This is a genomic window from Massilia timonae (genome assembly GCF_001866515.1).
Classification (GTDB): Bacteria; Pseudomonadota; Gammaproteobacteria; order Burkholderiales; family Burkholderiaceae_D; genus Telluria; species Telluria timonae.
This window is the reverse complement of record NZ_JRYB01000001.1, coordinates 4,335,378-4,350,263: the sequence shown is the minus strand read 5'-3', so window position 1 is coordinate 4,350,263 and position 14,886 is coordinate 4,335,378. Positions and strand designations below refer to the sequence as shown.

At 68.6% G+C, this 14,886-nt stretch carries 12 protein-coding genes; 5 read left to right on the top strand and 7 right to left on the bottom strand.

The genetic code is table 11. From position 1 onward, the window contains the following. The first annotated feature begins 1 nt into the window (after nucleotide 1). Nucleotides 2-691 carry a lipid-binding SYLF domain-containing protein gene (locus tag LO55_RS18430; RefSeq protein ID WP_071363854.1) on the top strand — a complete coding sequence of 230 codons (690 nt, stop codon included), beginning with the start codon at nucleotides 2-4 and terminating at the stop codon, nucleotides 689-691. Nucleotide 692: 1 nt separating this feature from the next. Here LO55_RS18430 and LO55_RS18425 read toward each other — a convergent pair whose 3' ends face one another. After that, nucleotides 693-2,036: an MBL fold metallo-hydrolase gene (locus tag LO55_RS18425; protein WP_071362587.1), complete on the bottom strand. Its 1,344-nt coding sequence runs from the start codon at nucleotides 2,034-2,036 to the stop codon at nucleotides 693-695. A 101-nt stretch (nucleotides 2,037-2,137) separates the two neighbouring features. On the opposite strand from LO55_RS18425, the gene LO55_RS18420 reads away from it, so the two are divergent. Continuing rightward, a complete protein-coding gene (locus LO55_RS18420; protein WP_071362586.1) occupies nucleotides 2,138-3,514 on the top strand; it encodes a uracil-xanthine permease family protein in 1,377 nt (458 codons plus the stop codon). Further along, nucleotides 3,511-4,524 (top strand): Lnb N-terminal periplasmic domain-containing protein, encoded by a 1,014-nt coding sequence (locus LO55_RS18415; protein WP_071362585.1) that lies wholly within the window; start codon nucleotides 3,511-3,513, stop codon nucleotides 4,522-4,524. Before LO55_RS18420 ends, LO55_RS18415 begins: the two co-directional genes overlap by 4 nt. On the opposite strand, the gene htpX is transcribed toward LO55_RS18415, so the two are convergent. The 3 genes from htpX to LO55_RS18400 form a co-directional block, all read right to left on the bottom strand. After that, nucleotides 4,521-5,396 (bottom strand): protease HtpX, encoded by an 876-nt coding sequence (htpX, locus tag LO55_RS18410; RefSeq protein WP_005670474.1) that lies wholly within the window; start codon nucleotides 5,394-5,396, stop codon nucleotides 4,521-4,523. The genes LO55_RS18415 and htpX overlap by 4 nt on opposite strands. Before the next feature lie 38 nt (nucleotides 5,397-5,434). Next, the gene (locus LO55_RS18405) at nucleotides 5,435-7,018 is read right to left on the bottom strand and encodes a TerC family protein (protein WP_005670472.1); all 1,584 of its coding nucleotides are present in this window, start codon (nucleotides 7,016-7,018) and stop codon (nucleotides 5,435-5,437) included. 136 nt (nucleotides 7,019-7,154) lie between these two features. After that, entirely contained in the window at nucleotides 7,155-7,538 is a 384-nt protein-coding gene (locus LO55_RS18400) for a hypothetical protein (RefSeq protein WP_071362584.1), read from the bottom strand. Between the two features lie 154 nt (nucleotides 7,539-7,692). Here LO55_RS18400 and ppk2 point away from each other — a divergent pair, with 154 nt between their 5' ends. Further along, entirely contained in the window at nucleotides 7,693-8,613 is a 921-nt protein-coding gene (gene ppk2, locus LO55_RS18395) for a polyphosphate kinase 2 (RefSeq protein ID WP_071362583.1), read from the top strand. Between the two features lie 155 nt (nucleotides 8,614-8,768). After that, nucleotides 8,769-9,737, top strand: coding sequence for a phytanoyl-CoA dioxygenase family protein (locus LO55_RS18390; RefSeq protein ID WP_071362582.1), 969 nt, complete (start codon nucleotides 8,769-8,771; stop codon nucleotides 9,735-9,737). Nucleotides 9,738-9,798: 61 nt separating this feature from the next. Here LO55_RS18390 and LO55_RS18385 read toward each other — a convergent pair whose 3' ends face one another. The 3 genes from LO55_RS18385 to LO55_RS18375 form a co-directional block, all read right to left on the bottom strand. Continuing rightward, nucleotides 9,799-10,779 carry a glycoside hydrolase family 43 protein gene (locus LO55_RS18385; protein ID WP_071362581.1) on the bottom strand — a complete coding sequence of 327 codons (981 nt, stop codon included), beginning with the start codon at nucleotides 10,777-10,779 and terminating at the stop codon, nucleotides 9,799-9,801. Nucleotides 10,780-10,796: 17 nt separating this feature from the next. Beyond that, on the bottom strand, nucleotides 10,797-13,568 hold the full coding sequence (locus LO55_RS18380; protein ID WP_071362580.1) for a TonB-dependent receptor: 2,772 nt from the start codon (nucleotides 13,566-13,568) through the stop codon (nucleotides 10,797-10,799). 146 nt (nucleotides 13,569-13,714) lie between these two features. Then, nucleotides 13,715-14,857 carry an ABC transporter ATP-binding protein gene (locus LO55_RS18375; protein WP_071362579.1) on the bottom strand — a complete coding sequence of 381 codons (1,143 nt, stop codon included), beginning with the start codon at nucleotides 14,855-14,857 and terminating at the stop codon, nucleotides 13,715-13,717. Between the last annotated feature and the right edge of the window lie 29 nt (nucleotides 14,858-14,886).

Below are 14,886 nucleotides of genomic sequence, written 5' to 3'. Positions count from 1 at the left end.
CATGCCGACATCATTGCACAACACGACGCGGCGCAGCTGCGTAATCGCCGCCGTTGCCGCGCTCGGGCTCGCCGCCTGCACGAGTCAGCCGACCCGCGACGAAACCCAGGCCCAGGTCGACGCGGCCCAGGCCACCCTGGCCAACTTCGTGCGCGACCCCGACATGACCTGGTTCCGCGAGCACGTCGGAAGCGCCAAGGCGGTGCTGATCAGCCCCCAGATCGTGCAGGCCGGTTTCATCGTGGGCGGCTCGGGCGGCTCGGCGGTGCTCATCTCGCGCGATGGCGAAACCTGGGCCGGCCCGGCCTTCTACCGCATCGCCGCGGGCTCGGTGGGATTGCAGGCCGGCGCCCAGGCGTCCGAGATGGTGGCCCTGATAATGAGCGAGAAAGGCGTCAATTCGCTGCTGTCGACGTCGTTCAAGCTCGGCGGCGACGTGAGCGTCGCGGCCGGCCCGGTCGGCGCCGGCACGGGGGCGCCGATCAATGCCGACATGGTGGTGTACACCCGTTCGAAAGGGCTGTACGGCGGCCTGAACCTCGACGGCACCGTCATCTCGGTCGATGACGGCCGCAACCACGCTTATTACGGCCGGGCGGCGACGCCGGTCGACATCCTGGTCTCGCACAGCGTCAGCAACCCCCATGGCCAGTCGCTGGCCCGGGTGGCGTCGAGCGCGGTGGGCGAGTGAGCTAGCGCGCCAGCAGGCGGCGCAGCTGGGCCGCCTGGTAGGCGCCGAAGGTATCGCCGAACAGGCAGCGGATCAAGGGATCGTCGACCACGTCGGCATCCATCAGTTCGCGCTCGGCATCCGGCGCGAAGCGCTCGTCATTGATGCGCATGTACATCGAGGTCAGCGACTCGCCCAGCTCGAGCGCCGCATACAGCTTGGCGGCCGGGACCTCGGTGCTCCAGCCGAGCGGGCCGGCGGCGCCGTCCAGCAGTTCCGCGCTGTCGCCTTCGAGGCGATAATGATAGTGGCAGGCCCCGCCCGCATGGTCGAACAGCGACAGGCGCCAGATGCGGGGCCGGTCGAAATACACCGACCCGGCTTCGATGTCGCCATACCTGGTCACCAGTTCCCGGCGGCAGTATTCGGTCACGCGCGCCTGTTCCTGCGCGTTCAACGGCGCGAAATGGCGCGCGATCTCGCCGGTGGACGGGGGCGCGGCATTGCCGGCATAGGCGTAATCGACGTCCTGCTCGCCCACCGGAACGACCCACACCAGCGGCGGCGCCGGGTGCAGGCCGGCGGCGTCGAGACGCACCGACACCGAGGGGTTCAGGCGCACCACCCGCGCCTCCGGCAAGGCCGCTCCCACCTCGTGCGCGAAGCGGGCGTAGGAGATCGGAAAGAAGGCGCGGTTATACCAGGACCACGGCTCCTGCCGGAACTGGCAGGAACTCGGCACGATGTAGCGCGGCGCCAGCGCGCGCAGCTGGACCAGCCACTGTTCGGGCAGGCCGGGCGGCGCCGCGGCGTGGCGCGACGGCGCCAGCACCTCGAGCTCGCGCATCGTCTGGAACGGCCACAGCACCATGTCCCACGGCCCCTGCGCGACCAGCTGGCCCAGCGTGTCGTCGTCGATCCAGGAGTCGACCACGTTCAGCACGTTCATGCCGGCGGCGCGCACCTGGAACATCGAGTCGACGTCGATATCCATCGCCTCGCGCGGGATGACCGTGAACGGCCCGACCTCGACCGCCTGGTCCAGCGCCAGCGCGTGCACGTTCGTGAAGCCCAGCTGGCGCAGCATGTCGAACAGCGCCTCGAACTGGCAATACAGATGGATCGGCGTGGCGCGCTCCAGCAGGTCGAGGCTGTCGAGCGAGCAGTGGTCGTCGTGGAAGTGCGAGATGAACACGGCGTCGAAACGCTGGCGCCGGATGGCCTCCAGGTCGAAGCGCACCTCGGGGAAGGCATGGCAGTTGCGGCTGAACGGGTTCTCGAAGATGGGGTCGAAGGCGATGCGCCTGCCCTCGCACTCGAAGACATACCCCGCGTGCAGGATCCTGGATATCGTCAGCTCCGCCATGCCCTGCTCTCTCCCCGTGAAAGGGCGCATTCTACAACGCCGGCCGCCCGCGCCGCCCGTCTGCCTGTAGAATCGCCTCTTTACTCAGCCAGCCGTTCCCCATGTCGACACCGCACTCCCAGCAGACCCACCCGGAACTGATCCTCGGCCTCGACGACCGCCCGCCCCCGCTGCTCGGCATGCTGGCCGCCCTGCAGCACCTGCTGGCCATCATCGTCCCCATCGTCACGCCGGGCCTGCTGATCTGCCAGGCGCTGGGCGTATCGAGCCGCGACACCAACCTGATCGTCTCGATGTCGCTGGTGGTCTCCGGCATCGCCACCTTCGTGCAATGCCGCCGCTTCGGTCCGTTCGGCGCGGGCCTCCTGATCGTGCAGGGCACCAGCTTCAATTTCGTCGGCCCGCTGATCGCCGGCGGCGCCCTGATGGTCAAGCAGGGCACGCCGGTGGAGGCGGTGATGGCGGCGATCTTCGGCGTCGTGGTGGCCGGCTCCTTCATCGAGATGGGCGTCTCGCGCGTGCTGCCCTTCGTCAAGCGCCTGATCACGCCGCTGGTCACGGGCATCGTGGTGCTGATGATCGGCCTCACCCTGATCAAGGTCGGCCTGATCAGCATGGGCGGCGGCTATGCGGCCATGGCGGGCGGCAGCTTCGCCAACGGCGAGAACCTGCTGCTGTCCGGCGTGGTGCTGGCCATCATCGTGATCCTGAACCGGGTGCCGGTGGTCTGGATGCGCAGCGCCGCCATCGTCATTGCACTCGGCGTCGGCTATGCGCTGGCCGGCTGGATGGGCCGTCTGGACTTCAGCGGCATGCACGAGGCGCCGCTGTTCCAGGTGCCCACGCCCCTGCACTTCGGCCTGGGCTTCTCGTGGTCGCTGTTCATCCCGATGATCGTCATCTACCTGGTCACCTCGCTGGAGGCGATCGGCGACGTGACGGCCACCAGCAAGGTCTCGCGCCAGCCGGTCGAAGGGCCGCTGTGGATGGCGCGCATCAAGGGCGGGGTGCTGGTCAACGGCGCCAACTCCCTGCTGGCCGGCATCTTCAACACCTTCCCCAGTTCGATCTTCGCCCAGAACAACGGCGTGATCCAGCTGACCGGCATCGCAAGCCGCCACGTCGGCATGTGGATCGCCCTGTTCCTGGTGATCCTGGGCCTGTTTCCCGCGGTCGCCGGCGTGATCCAGGCGGTGCCCGAACCGGTGCTGGGCGGCGCCGCCATGGTCATGTTCGGCGCGGTCGCCGCTGCCGGCATCAACATCCTGGCCAGCGTCACGCTCGACCGCCGCGCGCTCCTGGTGATCGCGGTCTCGCTGGCGCTGGGGCTGGGCGTGTCCCAGGTGCCCGAATTCCTGGCCCATATGCCGGGCGCGGTGCGCAATGTGCTCGAATCCGGCGTCGCCACCGGCGGCCTGTGCGCGCTGCTGCTGAACTGGTTCTTGCCCGAACCGCCAGCGGCGAAGGAAGCGCAGTGAACTGGAAGCGGCTGGCCAGGAGCCTGGCGGCGCTGGCGGTCGTGGCCGCGACGGCCTGGGGCGCGCTGGCGCTGTGGTTCCAGCTGGCGCCGGCGCTCGCGCTGGCCCTGGGCGGCGCCTGGACCCTGCTCGGCCTGGCCGTGGCGCTGGTCCTGGCGCGCACGCCGGGCTGGCGGCACGAACGCAGGCTGCTGCTGGCCGGCGCGCTGGCGGCGCTCGCGCTGCTGGGATGGTGGCAGTCGCTCGCGCCGTCGCACGATCGCCCATGGGCCGACGACGTGGCGCGCCTGCTGGAATCGACGGTGGACGGCGACCGCCTGGAACTGCGCAATGTGCGCGCCTTCGAGTGGCGCACCGAGACCGACTACACGCCGCGCTGGGAAACCCGGCGCTACGACCTGTCGCGCCTCGAGTCGGCCGACCTGATCCTGTCGTACTGGATGGGGCCGCACATCGCCCACACGCTGGTGTCGTTCGGCTTCAGCGACGGCCAGCGACTGGTGTTCTCGCTCGAGATCCGCAAGGAACGCGACGAAACGTTCTCGGCGCTCGGCGGATTCTTCCGCAAGTTCGAGCAGGTGATCGTCGCCGCCGACGAGCGCGACCTGATCCGCACGCGCAGCAATGCGCGCGGCGAGCAGGTCTACCTGTACCGGCTGCGCGCGACGCCGGCGCAGCTGCGCTCGGTGCTGCTCGACTACCTGGCGCGCGCCGAACGGCTGCGCGGCCAGCCCGAGTTCTACAACACCCTGACCAGCAACTGCACCACGATCCTGTTCGAACTGGCGCGCCATATCGACCCGACGCTGCCGCTCGACTACCGGCTGCTGGCCTCCGGCCATTTCGCCGAATATGCCTACGACCAGGGCGCGCTCACCGCGGGCCTGCCGTATGCGGTGCTGCGCGAACGCGGCCACATCAATGCCCGCGCCCGCAAGTCCGACCGCGACGCCGACGACTATTCGCGCGCCATCCGCGCCGGCGTGCCGGGCATCGCCCCGAACGATTAACGCGCCTGCAGGGCCGCGATCCGCTCCTCGATCGGCGGATGGCTGGAGAACAGCGCCAGCGCGCCGCCCTTGCCCGAGATGCCGAACGCGCTCATGTTCTTCGGCAGCTCGCCCTCGGCCATGCCGCCCAGGCGGCGCAGGGCCGCGATCATCGGCTGCGGCTGGCCCATGATGCTGGCGGCGCCGCGGTCGGCGCGGAACTCGCGCTGGCGCGAGAACCAGGCCACGATGATGCTGGCCAGGATGCCGAACACGATCTCGCACACGATCACGGTGACCATGTAGCCGATGCCGGGGCCGGTGTTTTCCTCGTCATTCTTGCGCAGCAAGCCGTCCACAAAGTAGCCGACGATGCGCGCCAGGAAGATCACGAAGGTGTTGACCACGCCCTGGATCAGGGTCAGCGTGACCATGTCGCCGTTGGCGATGTGGGCCACCTCGTGGGCCAGCACGGCTTCGACCTCCTGCTCGGTCATCGACTGCAGCAGGCCGGTCGACACCGCGACCAGCGACGAGTTCTTCGTCGCGCCGGTGGCGAAGGCGTTCGGCTCGCCCTCGTAGATGGCCACTTCAGGCATGCCGATGCCCGCGCGCTGGGCCTGGGCCGCCACCGTGTTCAGCAGCCACTGCTCGGTCGGATTCGAAGGCTGGGCGATGACGCGGGCGCCGGTCGACCATTTGGCGATCGGCTTGGACAGCAGCAGCGAAATGAAGGCGCCGCCAAAGCCCATCAGGCCGGCGAACATCAGCAGCTTGGGCAGGTCCAGGCCGTTCGAGGTGAGGAAGCGGTTCACGCCCAGCAGGCTGGCGGTGATGCCCAGCACCAGCATGATGCCCAGGTTGGTCGCGATAAACAACAGAGTACGTTTCATGATGTCCTTCTTGGTACGGTTACGGTAAAAAAACGGGTTCAGGCGGCCTGCGCGGCATCGTCGGCCGCGATACGCCGGACCAGCACCCTGGCGATGCGGCGCTCCTCGACGCTCAGGATGCGGTAGCGCAGGCCGTCGATCTCGATCTCCTGGCCGGGCTCCGGCAAGCTCTCGAAGCGCGCCAGCAGGAAGCCGGCCAGCGAGGTGTAGTCGTCGTCGCTGCTGACCAGCCCCCCGGTCTCCAGCACCTGCTCCAGCTGGTGCAGGTCGGCGGTGCCGATGACTTCCCACTCGCCGGGCCCCTTGGGCTGGATCGCCAGCTGCTCGTCCTCGTCGGGGAACTCGCCGGCGATCGCTTCCAGGATGTCGACCGGGGTCAACAGGCCCTGGACGATGCCGAATTCGTCGGTCACCAGCACCAGCTGGCCGTGGGCGCGCTTGAGCGTGTCCATGGCCTTGAGCACGCCGGCGGTATCGGGCAGCAGGATCGGCTTGCGGATTGGTCCAGTGGCGCCATTGCCGTCGTCGACCACGTCGTCGATGCGCGCCTGCAGCACCAGCTGGCTGATCAGGTCCTTGGTGCGGGCGATGCCGACCAGGTTGTCGAGCTGGCCGCGGCCGACCGGCATCCGGCTGTGCGGCGACTCCTGCAGCTGGCGCAGGATGGCGTCGGCCTCGTCGTCGAGGTTGACCCAGGACATCTCGGAGCGCGGCGTCATGATCGAGCGGATCGAGCGGTCGGCCAGGGTCAGCACGCCGCTGACCATATTGCGCTCCTCGACGCCGAAGGCCTGCGCCTCGTCGATCTGCTCGTCCTGGCCGTCCGGCTCGGCATCCTGGCGCCGCTTGCCGCCCATCAGGCGCAGCACGGTGTCGGCGGTGCGGTCGCGCAGCGGCAGGCGCGCCTCGTTCTTGAGGAAGTTACGGCGCGCGAACTGGTTCAGGGTCTCGATCAGGATCGAGAAGCCGATCGCCGCATACAGATAGCCTTTCGGGATGTGGAAGCCCAGGCCCTCGGCCACCAGCGACAGGCCGATCATCAGCAGGAAGGAGAGGCACAGCACGACCACGGTCGGGTGCGCGTTGACGAAGCGGGTCAGCGGCTTGGACGCCAGGATCATGACGCCGATCGAAATGATCACGGCCGCCATCATGACGCCCAGTTCGTCGACCATGCCGACCGCGGTGATCACGGCGTCGAGCGAGAACACGGCGTCCAGCACCACGATCTGCGCCACCACGGCGCCGAAGCTGGCATACACCTTCGACTGGGTATGGACGTGGGTCACGCCTTCCAGGCGCTCGTGCAGCTCGACCGTGGCCTTGAACAGCAGGAACACGCCGCCCAGCAGCAGGATCAGGTCGCGCCCCGAGGGCGACCACGGCCCCAGCGCGAACAGCGGCGTGGTCAGCGTCACCAGCCAGGACACGATGGTCAACAGGCCCAGGCGCATCAGCATGGCCAGGGTCAGGCCGATCAGGCGCGCCTTGTCGCGCTGGTGCGGCGGCAGCTTGTCGGCCAGGATCGCGATGAAAATCAGGTTGTCGATGCCCAAGACGATTTCCAGGACAACGAGTGTGAGCAGACCCGCCCAGATTGCCGGGTCGAATAGCCATTCCATGGTGTTACCTCGTTATTTTGCTAAAAGTGTGTCGCGGCCGCGATCGCGGGCACGGCGGCGCGGTCGGATCGACGCGCGTCGCGATGCAAGGATCGTGATCGGCCAGGGGCGCCGCGACTGCGGCGAAGGCAGGCCCTCAGGGCTTGCGCGGGGGTTTTAGCGGCGGGAACGAGGAATGGTTGGCGCGCGGCGGCGACGGGGGCGCGATCGCCCCGCCCGGCAGGCCGGACAGCTGCAGGCCGAGCTCTTCGTGCACGGAGTCGTGGACGTCGGCGCCGGCCGGCGGTTCATCGGGATCGATGTCGCAGGCGGATTGGCAATCGTAGCCGCCCGCCAGGTAGGCGTCGGCGAACAGCGGCACGGCGGCATCGGTCTCGAGCGCAGCCGTGTGGATGAGGACTTCGGAAGGTGTGACGTGTTCCGTCGCTGCGGCGGGCTGCATCGCGGATGCGGCCATGGCCAGGGCAAACATGTTCAGGGGGAGCAACAGGGTCAGGCAGATGACGAAAAATCGTCTCATATACGGTGCGAGAGTCGGAACGGCGCCAGTATAGCATGTCGCTTCAGCTCCGTTCCGCTCATGCAGCAGGACGCCGTCATGCCGGTGACACGGAACGACGCTAGACTGGAATGGATCGTCCACCGTCCAACATCCGATTCCAGAGGAGGCCGCCATGCCCGCCGCCCAATCCACCGACCTCAACCAGCGCGTACAGCGCGACCTCACCGACAGCTACGACGAAGAGCTCGAACTGGAACTCGACGACCGCGACCTCGATTCCGACACGCTGCTGCCCGCGCCCACCCGCAGCGAGCAGGAGAAAGAAGCCCGGCGCCAGTATTTCCATGAGCTGTTCCGCCTGCAGGCCGAGCTGGTCAAGCTGCAGGACTGGGTCGTGCACACCGGCCACAAGGTCGTGATCCTGTTCGAGGGCCGCGACGCCGCCGGCAAGGGCGGCGTCATCAAGCGCATCGCCCAGCGCCTCAATCCGCGCGTGTGCCGGGTGGCGGCGCTGCCGGCGCCGAACGACCGCGAGCGCACCCAGTGGTATTTTCAGCGCTACGTGTCGCACCTGCCGGCGGCGGGCGAGATCGTGCTGTTCGACCGCAGCTGGTACAACCGCGCCGGGGTCGAACGCGTGATGGGCTTCTGCACCGACGCCCAGTACGAGGAATTCTTCCAGACCGTGCCGGAGTTCGAACGCATGCTGGTGCGCTCCGGCATCCAGCTGATCAAGTACTGGTTCTCGATCTCGGACGAGGAGCAGAACGCGCGCTTCCTGAGCCGCATCCACGATCCACTAAAACAGTGGAAACTAAGCCCGATGGACCTGGAATCGCGCCGGCGATGGGAAGAATACACGCGGGCCAAGGAAATCATGCTCGAGCGCACGCATATTCCAGAGGCGCGCTGGTGGGTGGTGCAAGGGGTCGACAAGAAGCGCGCGCGCCTGAACTGCATCCATCACCTGTTGCAGCAGATGCCCTATGTCGAGGTCGAGCGGCCGGCGATCGAGCTGCCTCAACGCGAGTACCACGACGATTACGTGCGGCGGCCGGTGCCGCCGGAGATCATCGTGCCGGAAGTGTTCTAGGCACCGGCCGGCACGCAGCAGGCTGGTAAAGCGGGTCGACGATCTCCTGTCCTGGGCCTGTCTTTTTTGCTAAGCTCCAGATCGACTTGCTGCGTGGCCATCCCGTTGCGCCGAAGGCGCTGGCGGGGTGGGACGGGACTTCCTGGACTGGACTGATGACCTTGCAAGAGTATCTCGAGACAAATTTTTCTACTCAGCTGGACGACGACGAGGCCGCGCTCGAAGCGTTGCGGGAGAACAGCGTCGGCACGCATGGCCCGGCCAGCGGGCCGGACTGGCAGCGCCAGGTGCGGGCACTGTACCGGCGCGGCATCTCGATCGAGACCGCCCTGCAGTTTCTGTATCACGAGCGCCCCGGCCGCGCGGCGTTCCAGTCCTGGTTGCTGGCGCACGGCCGCCCACCGCCCGCCGCCCACGACCCAGGCGCGTGCGCGGACGGCGGCCCGCTGTCGGCGGACCAGCGGCAATTCTGGGACCGCCATGGCTACCTCGTGCTGCCGGGCGTCGTGCCGCGCGCGCAGTGCGAGGCGGCGCGCCAGGCGATCTGGGATTTTCTCGGGGCCAGCGCCGACGATCCCGGTTCCTGGTATCGCGAGCATCCCGGCAAGCGCGGCATGATGCTCGACTTCTACGACCATCCTGCGCTGGCCGCCAACCGCGCAGCGCCGCTGGTGCGCCGGGTCTGCGAACAACTGTATGGCGCCACGGCGATCTATCCGTCGATCGACAAGGTCAGCTTCAACCCGCCCGAGTCGGACTCCTGGCGTTTCCACGGCAGCCCGCTGCATTGGGACGCAAGCCTGTGCCTGCCGATGCCGTTCCGCTTGCAGGGTTTGCTGTACCTCGGCGATTGCGGGCCGCTCGATGGCGCTTTCCACTGCGTTCCCGGCTTTCACCGGCGCCTTGCCGACTGGCTGGCGCGCGTGCCGGCGGGCGTTCATCCACGCGACTGGGCGCTGCGCGACCTCGAGCCGGCGCCGGTGCCGGGCCAGGCCGGCGACTTCATCCTGTGGCACCAGGCCCTGCCCCATTGCGCCACGCCGAACCGCGGCGCGCTGCCGCGCATGGTGCAATACCTGACCTACCTGCCCGACACCCTCGACCATCCGGTGCAATGGATCTGACCCTGCACGGCGCGCGCCGCGGCGGGCGCGCCGCCGTGGGCGAGAACGCGCCCGGGGGCGCCTATGTGCCGACGTCGCCTGCGTCCACTGAAGGCGCGGCCTGCGGCGTCGCGCTCGGGCCGCCGGTGAACGGCCGCCCGCCATCCCACTCCAGGCGGTCGATGCACATCCGGCGCGCGCTCTGGCCGACGTCCCAGGCGTGATACACGATCCAGGTCTCGCTGCCGTCGGGCGAACTGGTGAAGCTGTTGTGTCCGGGGCCGACGACGAGGCCCGGACGGCTGCGCATCAGGAGCGCATCAGCGTCGCCCGCCGGGCGCCGGTAGGGGCCGAGCGGATGGGGGGCCATCACCCAGCTGATGCCGTAGTTCTCGCGCTCCCAGGCGCCGCCGCTGTAGAAGCAGTAGATGGCGCCGTCGCGCGCCTGCACCGCGGCGCCCTCCACCGTATGCCAGTCGCGCACCGCGCCATGGATCTGACGGCCCTTGCGAAACAGGTGCCAGTCGTGGTGCGGCCGCACCACCACGCGCGGCTCCCCGGCCAGCGTGCGCATGTCGAGCAGGCGGTCGACCACGATCCCGGTGCCGACCCGCTGGTCACCGTCGGGCTCCAGGAAATCGACGCAGTAGAACAAATACCACCGGCCGTCGCGGTCGCGGAAAGGATGGGCGTCGATTGAGAACGGCTGGTCGGGCACGAGCAGCGCGCCGCTGTCGACGAAGGGGCCTGCCGGGTGATCGGCCAGCGCTACCCGCAGCCGCTGGTCGGTTCCCTCGGGCGCGCTCCCCGACGAGTAGTACATGTAGAAACGGCCTTCATGACAGGCCACCTCGGGCGCCCAGTAGTCGGTGTCGCCGTTCGGCGCCAGCGCATGGCCCAGCGACTCCCACGCGACCAGGTCGTTCGAGCGCAGCACCGGGACCTGGCGGCCGTCGGCGCCGGCGGGACCGGTGCCGTAGGCATAATAGACGCCCTCGTGCCTGAGCACGAAGGGGTCGGCCATGGGCTGCGGATATACCGGGTTCTGGTAGCTTCGCTGCATCGTCTCTCCTGGGCGGCTCACATCTTGAAGCGCAGGCTCACGCCATAGGTCGTGGGGTTGTAGCGGATGTCGCGCGGCTGGTAGGGGCCGAGCGAACTCTGGAACCTGGCGCGGGTCAGGTTGATCGCGTCGAACTGCAGCGACAGCCGTGGATCGAGTTCGTAGCCGATGCTCAGGTCGACGAAGGTCGTGGCCTTGACCACCCGGTCCTGGTTGAACGGCGGTTCGGCGATCTGTTCCACATAGTCCCCGCGGCGCGTCGCCGCCAGGCGGCCGGTGATGCCGTTGCCCTCGTACAGCAGCGCCACATTGTAGTTCTGGCGCGCCACGCCCACCAGCGCGGTGGTGGTGAAGGCGTCGCTGTCGAAGGCGGTCTTGCTTTCGTTGTCGCCGTCGATCCAGGTATAGTTGAACTGCGCGCCGAACCCGCTCCACGGGCCGGGCAGGAAGTTGAAGAACTTCTGGATGCCGAATTCCGCGCCGCGCAGCGTGCCCTGGCCCGAGTTTTGCGGGCGCGTCACCCGGTAGACCTGGCCGCCGATCGATTCGTCGAGCGTGAAGTTCTGCAGGTAGCCGGTGATGTCGCGATGGAACAGCGCCAGCTGGGCATAGCCGTTGTTCTGGAAGTAGTATTCGAGGGTCGCATCCAGGTTGGTCGAGCGGGTCGGGCTCAGGTAGGGATTGCCGGCGCCGCCGCTGCCGGGCGCGTTCACGGTCGGCGGCACCAGCGACAGGGCCGGGTTCAGTGAACTGAAGTTGGGCCGCGTGATGGTGCGCCCGACCGACAGGTGCGACTGCCAGACGTCGGTCCAGCCGATGATTGCCGAGGCGCTCGGCAGGTAGTTGGTCTCGTAGGTCGACAGGTCAACGTCGGAGATCGCGTCGCCGATGCGGGTCTGCCCGCGCAGCTCGCGATTCACGCGCACCACGCGCGCGCCGGCCTCGCCGCTGATGTCGATGCCGGCCAGCTCGGTGTCCCAGCGCGCGGCCAGGTACAGCGTGGCGCTGCGCTCGCGCTGGTCGAACAGGCGCGTCGGGTCTTCGGGCACCCGTCCCGGCCCCACGCCGTAGCCTTCGCGCACCAGGTGCGCGTGGTCGATCAGGAAGTCGGCCGAGGGCGTCATCCACGGCCCGCCCAGGCGGTCCAGGCCCGGCGACAGCTGCTGGAACGACGGTCCGAAGGCTTCCAGGGGCGTGGGCCGCAGCGCGCCCGTGAAGTCGGCATGGCCCTCGGCGCCGTGGTAGCTGGCCTTGCGCGTCGACAGGCGCACGCCGCCCAGCAAGGCGCTGAAGATGCCGTCGCCGCCGAGGCGCCAGGTGGCGTCCGAGCGCCACTGGAACTGCGAGCCGGCCTGCTCGTTCCAGTTCTGCACCAGGCCGCGCAGCACGAACTGGCCCGGGTCGCGCAAGGCGTTGGCGCTGCCCGGCGTGGTCACCGTGTTGTAGCCGCCGTGGCCGTCGGCGCCGGACGCGAACACGCTCGAACTGGCGCCCGGCGCCTGCTGGTCGACGATCACCGTGTCGTTGACGAACTTCGAGCGGGTGTAGCCCAGTTGCGAATCGACCGTCAACGGTCCGTCGGCGTACTTCAGGCCCAGGTTCAGGTAATGCGTGGTGGTGCGCTCGTTCTGGCCCCAGGTGCTGGTGGCGGCGTACGGATCCCAGTCATAGGCGCCGCCGAACCGGGCCGCCGGCGCGTCCGCCGCCAGGATCGGGCAGATGGCGCCCATCGGCGTGTTGCAATGTTCTCCCTGCGGGGCCAGCACCACGTTCGTCAGGCGCGGCGCCCAGGTGACGATGTTCAGGATGTAGTTGACCGCATTGCGGCCCTGGTAGCCCATGCCCAGATACTGGGCGCTGGCCTGCAGCCGCGGATTGATCTTCCACTGGAAGGCGCCGTGCACGCTCTGGCGCTCGCGCTGGCCGCTATTGTAGATGCCGCCGATGTTCGGCAACTGGCCCAGCACCTCGCCCTCGCCCAGCGCGAACGGCGGCCGCTCGCCCAGCCGGGTGGCGCTGCCGTCGGGCCGCACCGCGAACACATTGGTCGGCCGGTCGACCCATTGCACCGGATAGGCCCAGTTCTCGCGGTTGACGGCGACGTCGAACAGCGCCCCCATCTCGCCGACGCCGGTCTGCCAGCGGTTGCTGACCAGGAAGCCGCCACCTGGATTGTGCCGGTCCTTCGTCGCCTCGCTGCCATTGGTCTGCTGCAGGCGGTCCTCGATGTAGCCGCTGGCCGTGAAGCCCTTGCTGTCAAACGGCGCGCGCAGCCGGATGTTGACGGCGCCGGCGATGCCGCCCTCGAACTGGTTGGCGGTGGCCGATTTGTACACCTCCATGCCGCCGATCGACTGCACCGGCAAGTCCTGGTACGACAGGCGGCGGCCGGCGGCGGTGAAGATTTCGTTGCCGTCGAGCGTGGTGGCGACGTCGGGCAGGCCGCGGATGATGACGGTATCGGTCTGGCCGCGGTCGCGTCCGACCTGCACGCCGGCCACGCGCTGCAGGGCGTCGCCCGCCTGGCGGTCGGGAAATTTGCCGATGTCGTCGGCATTGATGGCGTCGACCACCTGCACCGCGTCGCGCTTGATGGTCTCGGCCGAGCGCAGGCTCTGGCGCAGGCCGGTGACTTCGACGACGGCGGTAGCGCCGCGCATCGGTTCGGATACGGGCGGCGTCACGGTGTCCGCCGTCTCTTCCTGGCCCGACTGCCCCAGCGCCGGCGCGGCGTGCGCCGACAGCAGCATGATGGCCGCGCAGATCGGCTTGATGTTCGATCGGTTCATGCCTGTCTCCTGTTGTAGTGGTCGCGGGGCCTCGTCGGTCCCGTCGCCCGCCCCGCCGGTCGCTGCCGACTTGGGGCCGTGACACATACTAAGAGCGCGCCACCCGCGTCACCCATAACGAAACGCGCGCGAGCTATCCGAAATCGTCATGGCATGGATTCGCGCGCGCCAGTGGCGACGGCGCTGTCGGCCCAGCCGGGCGTGAAGGCCCGGTCGTCGGCGTCGAACAGGAAGGCGCGGGTGGCCGGGAAAGCGAGCGTCACGCGGCTGCCGGGGCTAGGGGGCGCGGTGTCGGCGTCACACTTGAGCGCCACCATGTCGCCGCCGCCGTCGGGGTGCGCGTAGACCAGGGTCACGTCGCCCAGGTACTCGACCAGGGCCACGCTGGCGCCGATGCCGCCGCCCTCGCCCGTGCGCACGATCTGCAGGTGTTCGGGACGCACGCCCAGCACCACCTTGTCGCCCGCCCTGGCGCGCGTGGCGTCGGCCGCCACCTGCACCCTCGCGCCGTGCGCCAGCTCGACGGTTGCGCCACGGGCCTGGGCCGCGACCAGGGTCGCGTCGAAGAAATTCATGCGCGGCGAGCCGAGAAAGCCGGCGACGAAACGGTTGGCCGGACGTTCATACAGCTCGAACGGACTGCCCACCTGCTCGATGCGGCCGCCATTGAGCACGACGATCTTCTGGCCCAGGGTCATCGCCTCGACCTGGTCGTGGGTGACGTAGATCATGGTGGCGCCCAGCTCCCGGTGCAGGCGCGCCAGTTCGACCCGGGTCTGGCCGCGCAGCGCGGCGTCCAGGTTCGACAGCGGCTCGTCGAACAGGAAGACCTCGGGTTTGCGCACGATGGCGCGCCCGATCGCCACCCGCTGGCGCTGGCCGCCCGACAGCGCCCTGGGTTTGCGTTCGAGCAGATGGCCGATCTGCAGGATCTCGGCGGCGCGCTCCACCCGCGCGCGGATCTCGGCCTTCGGCACCCTGGCCAGCTTGAGCGCGAAGCCCATATTGTCGAACACGCTCATATGGGGATACAGGGCGTAGCTCTGGAACACCATCGCGATGCCGCGCCGGGCCGGCTCGATCGCGTTGCTGACGACCCCGCCGATCTCCAGCGTGCCCTCGCTGACGTCTTCGAGGCCGGCGATGATCCGCAGCAGGGTCGACTTGCCGCAGCCGGACGGGCCGACGAAGACGACGAACTCGCCGTCCAGGATCTCCAGGTCGACGTCCTTGATCACGAGGTTGTCGTCGAAGCGCTTGCGGATGCCGCGCAGGCTTACCGATGCCATGTTCTGCCTCTGCTCATCATTCTCTTTCG

What these genes read in the sequence shown, in the direction of transcription:
- LO55_RS18405 (WP_005670472.1), bottom strand. Translation starts at nt 7,018, where the DNA reads ATGGAATGGCTATTCGACCCGGCAATCTGGGCGGGTCTGCTCACACTC.
- LO55_RS18385 (WP_071362581.1), bottom strand. Translation starts at nt 10,779, where the DNA reads ATGCAGCGAAGCTACCAGAACCCGGTATATCCGCAGCCCATGGCCGAC.
- LO55_RS18425 (WP_071362587.1), bottom strand. Translation starts at nt 2,036, where the DNA reads ATGGCGGAGCTGACGATATCCAGGATCCTGCACGCGGGGTATGTCTTC.
- LO55_RS18380 (WP_071362580.1), bottom strand. Translation starts at nt 13,568, where the DNA reads ATGAACCGATCGAACATCAAGCCGATCTGCGCGGCCATCATGCTGCTG.
- LO55_RS18400 (WP_071362584.1), bottom strand. Translation starts at nt 7,538, where the DNA reads ATGAGACGATTTTTCGTCATCTGCCTGACCCTGTTGCTCCCCCTGAAC.
- LO55_RS18390 (WP_071362582.1), top strand. Translation starts at nt 8,769, where the DNA reads ATGACCTTGCAAGAGTATCTCGAGACAAATTTTTCTACTCAGCTGGAC.
- LO55_RS18430 (WP_071363854.1), top strand. Translation starts at nt 2, where the DNA reads ATGCCGACATCATTGCACAACACGACGCGGCGCAGCTGCGTAATCGCC.
- LO55_RS18375 (WP_071362579.1), bottom strand. Translation starts at nt 14,857, where the DNA reads ATGGCATCGGTAAGCCTGCGCGGCATCCGCAAGCGCTTCGACGACAAC.
- LO55_RS18420 (WP_071362586.1), top strand. Translation starts at nt 2,138, where the DNA reads ATGTCGACACCGCACTCCCAGCAGACCCACCCGGAACTGATCCTCGGC.
- ppk2 (WP_071362583.1), top strand. Translation starts at nt 7,693, where the DNA reads ATGCCCGCCGCCCAATCCACCGACCTCAACCAGCGCGTACAGCGCGAC.
- htpX (WP_005670474.1), bottom strand. Translation starts at nt 5,396, where the DNA reads ATGAAACGTACTCTGTTGTTTATCGCGACCAACCTGGGCATCATGCTG.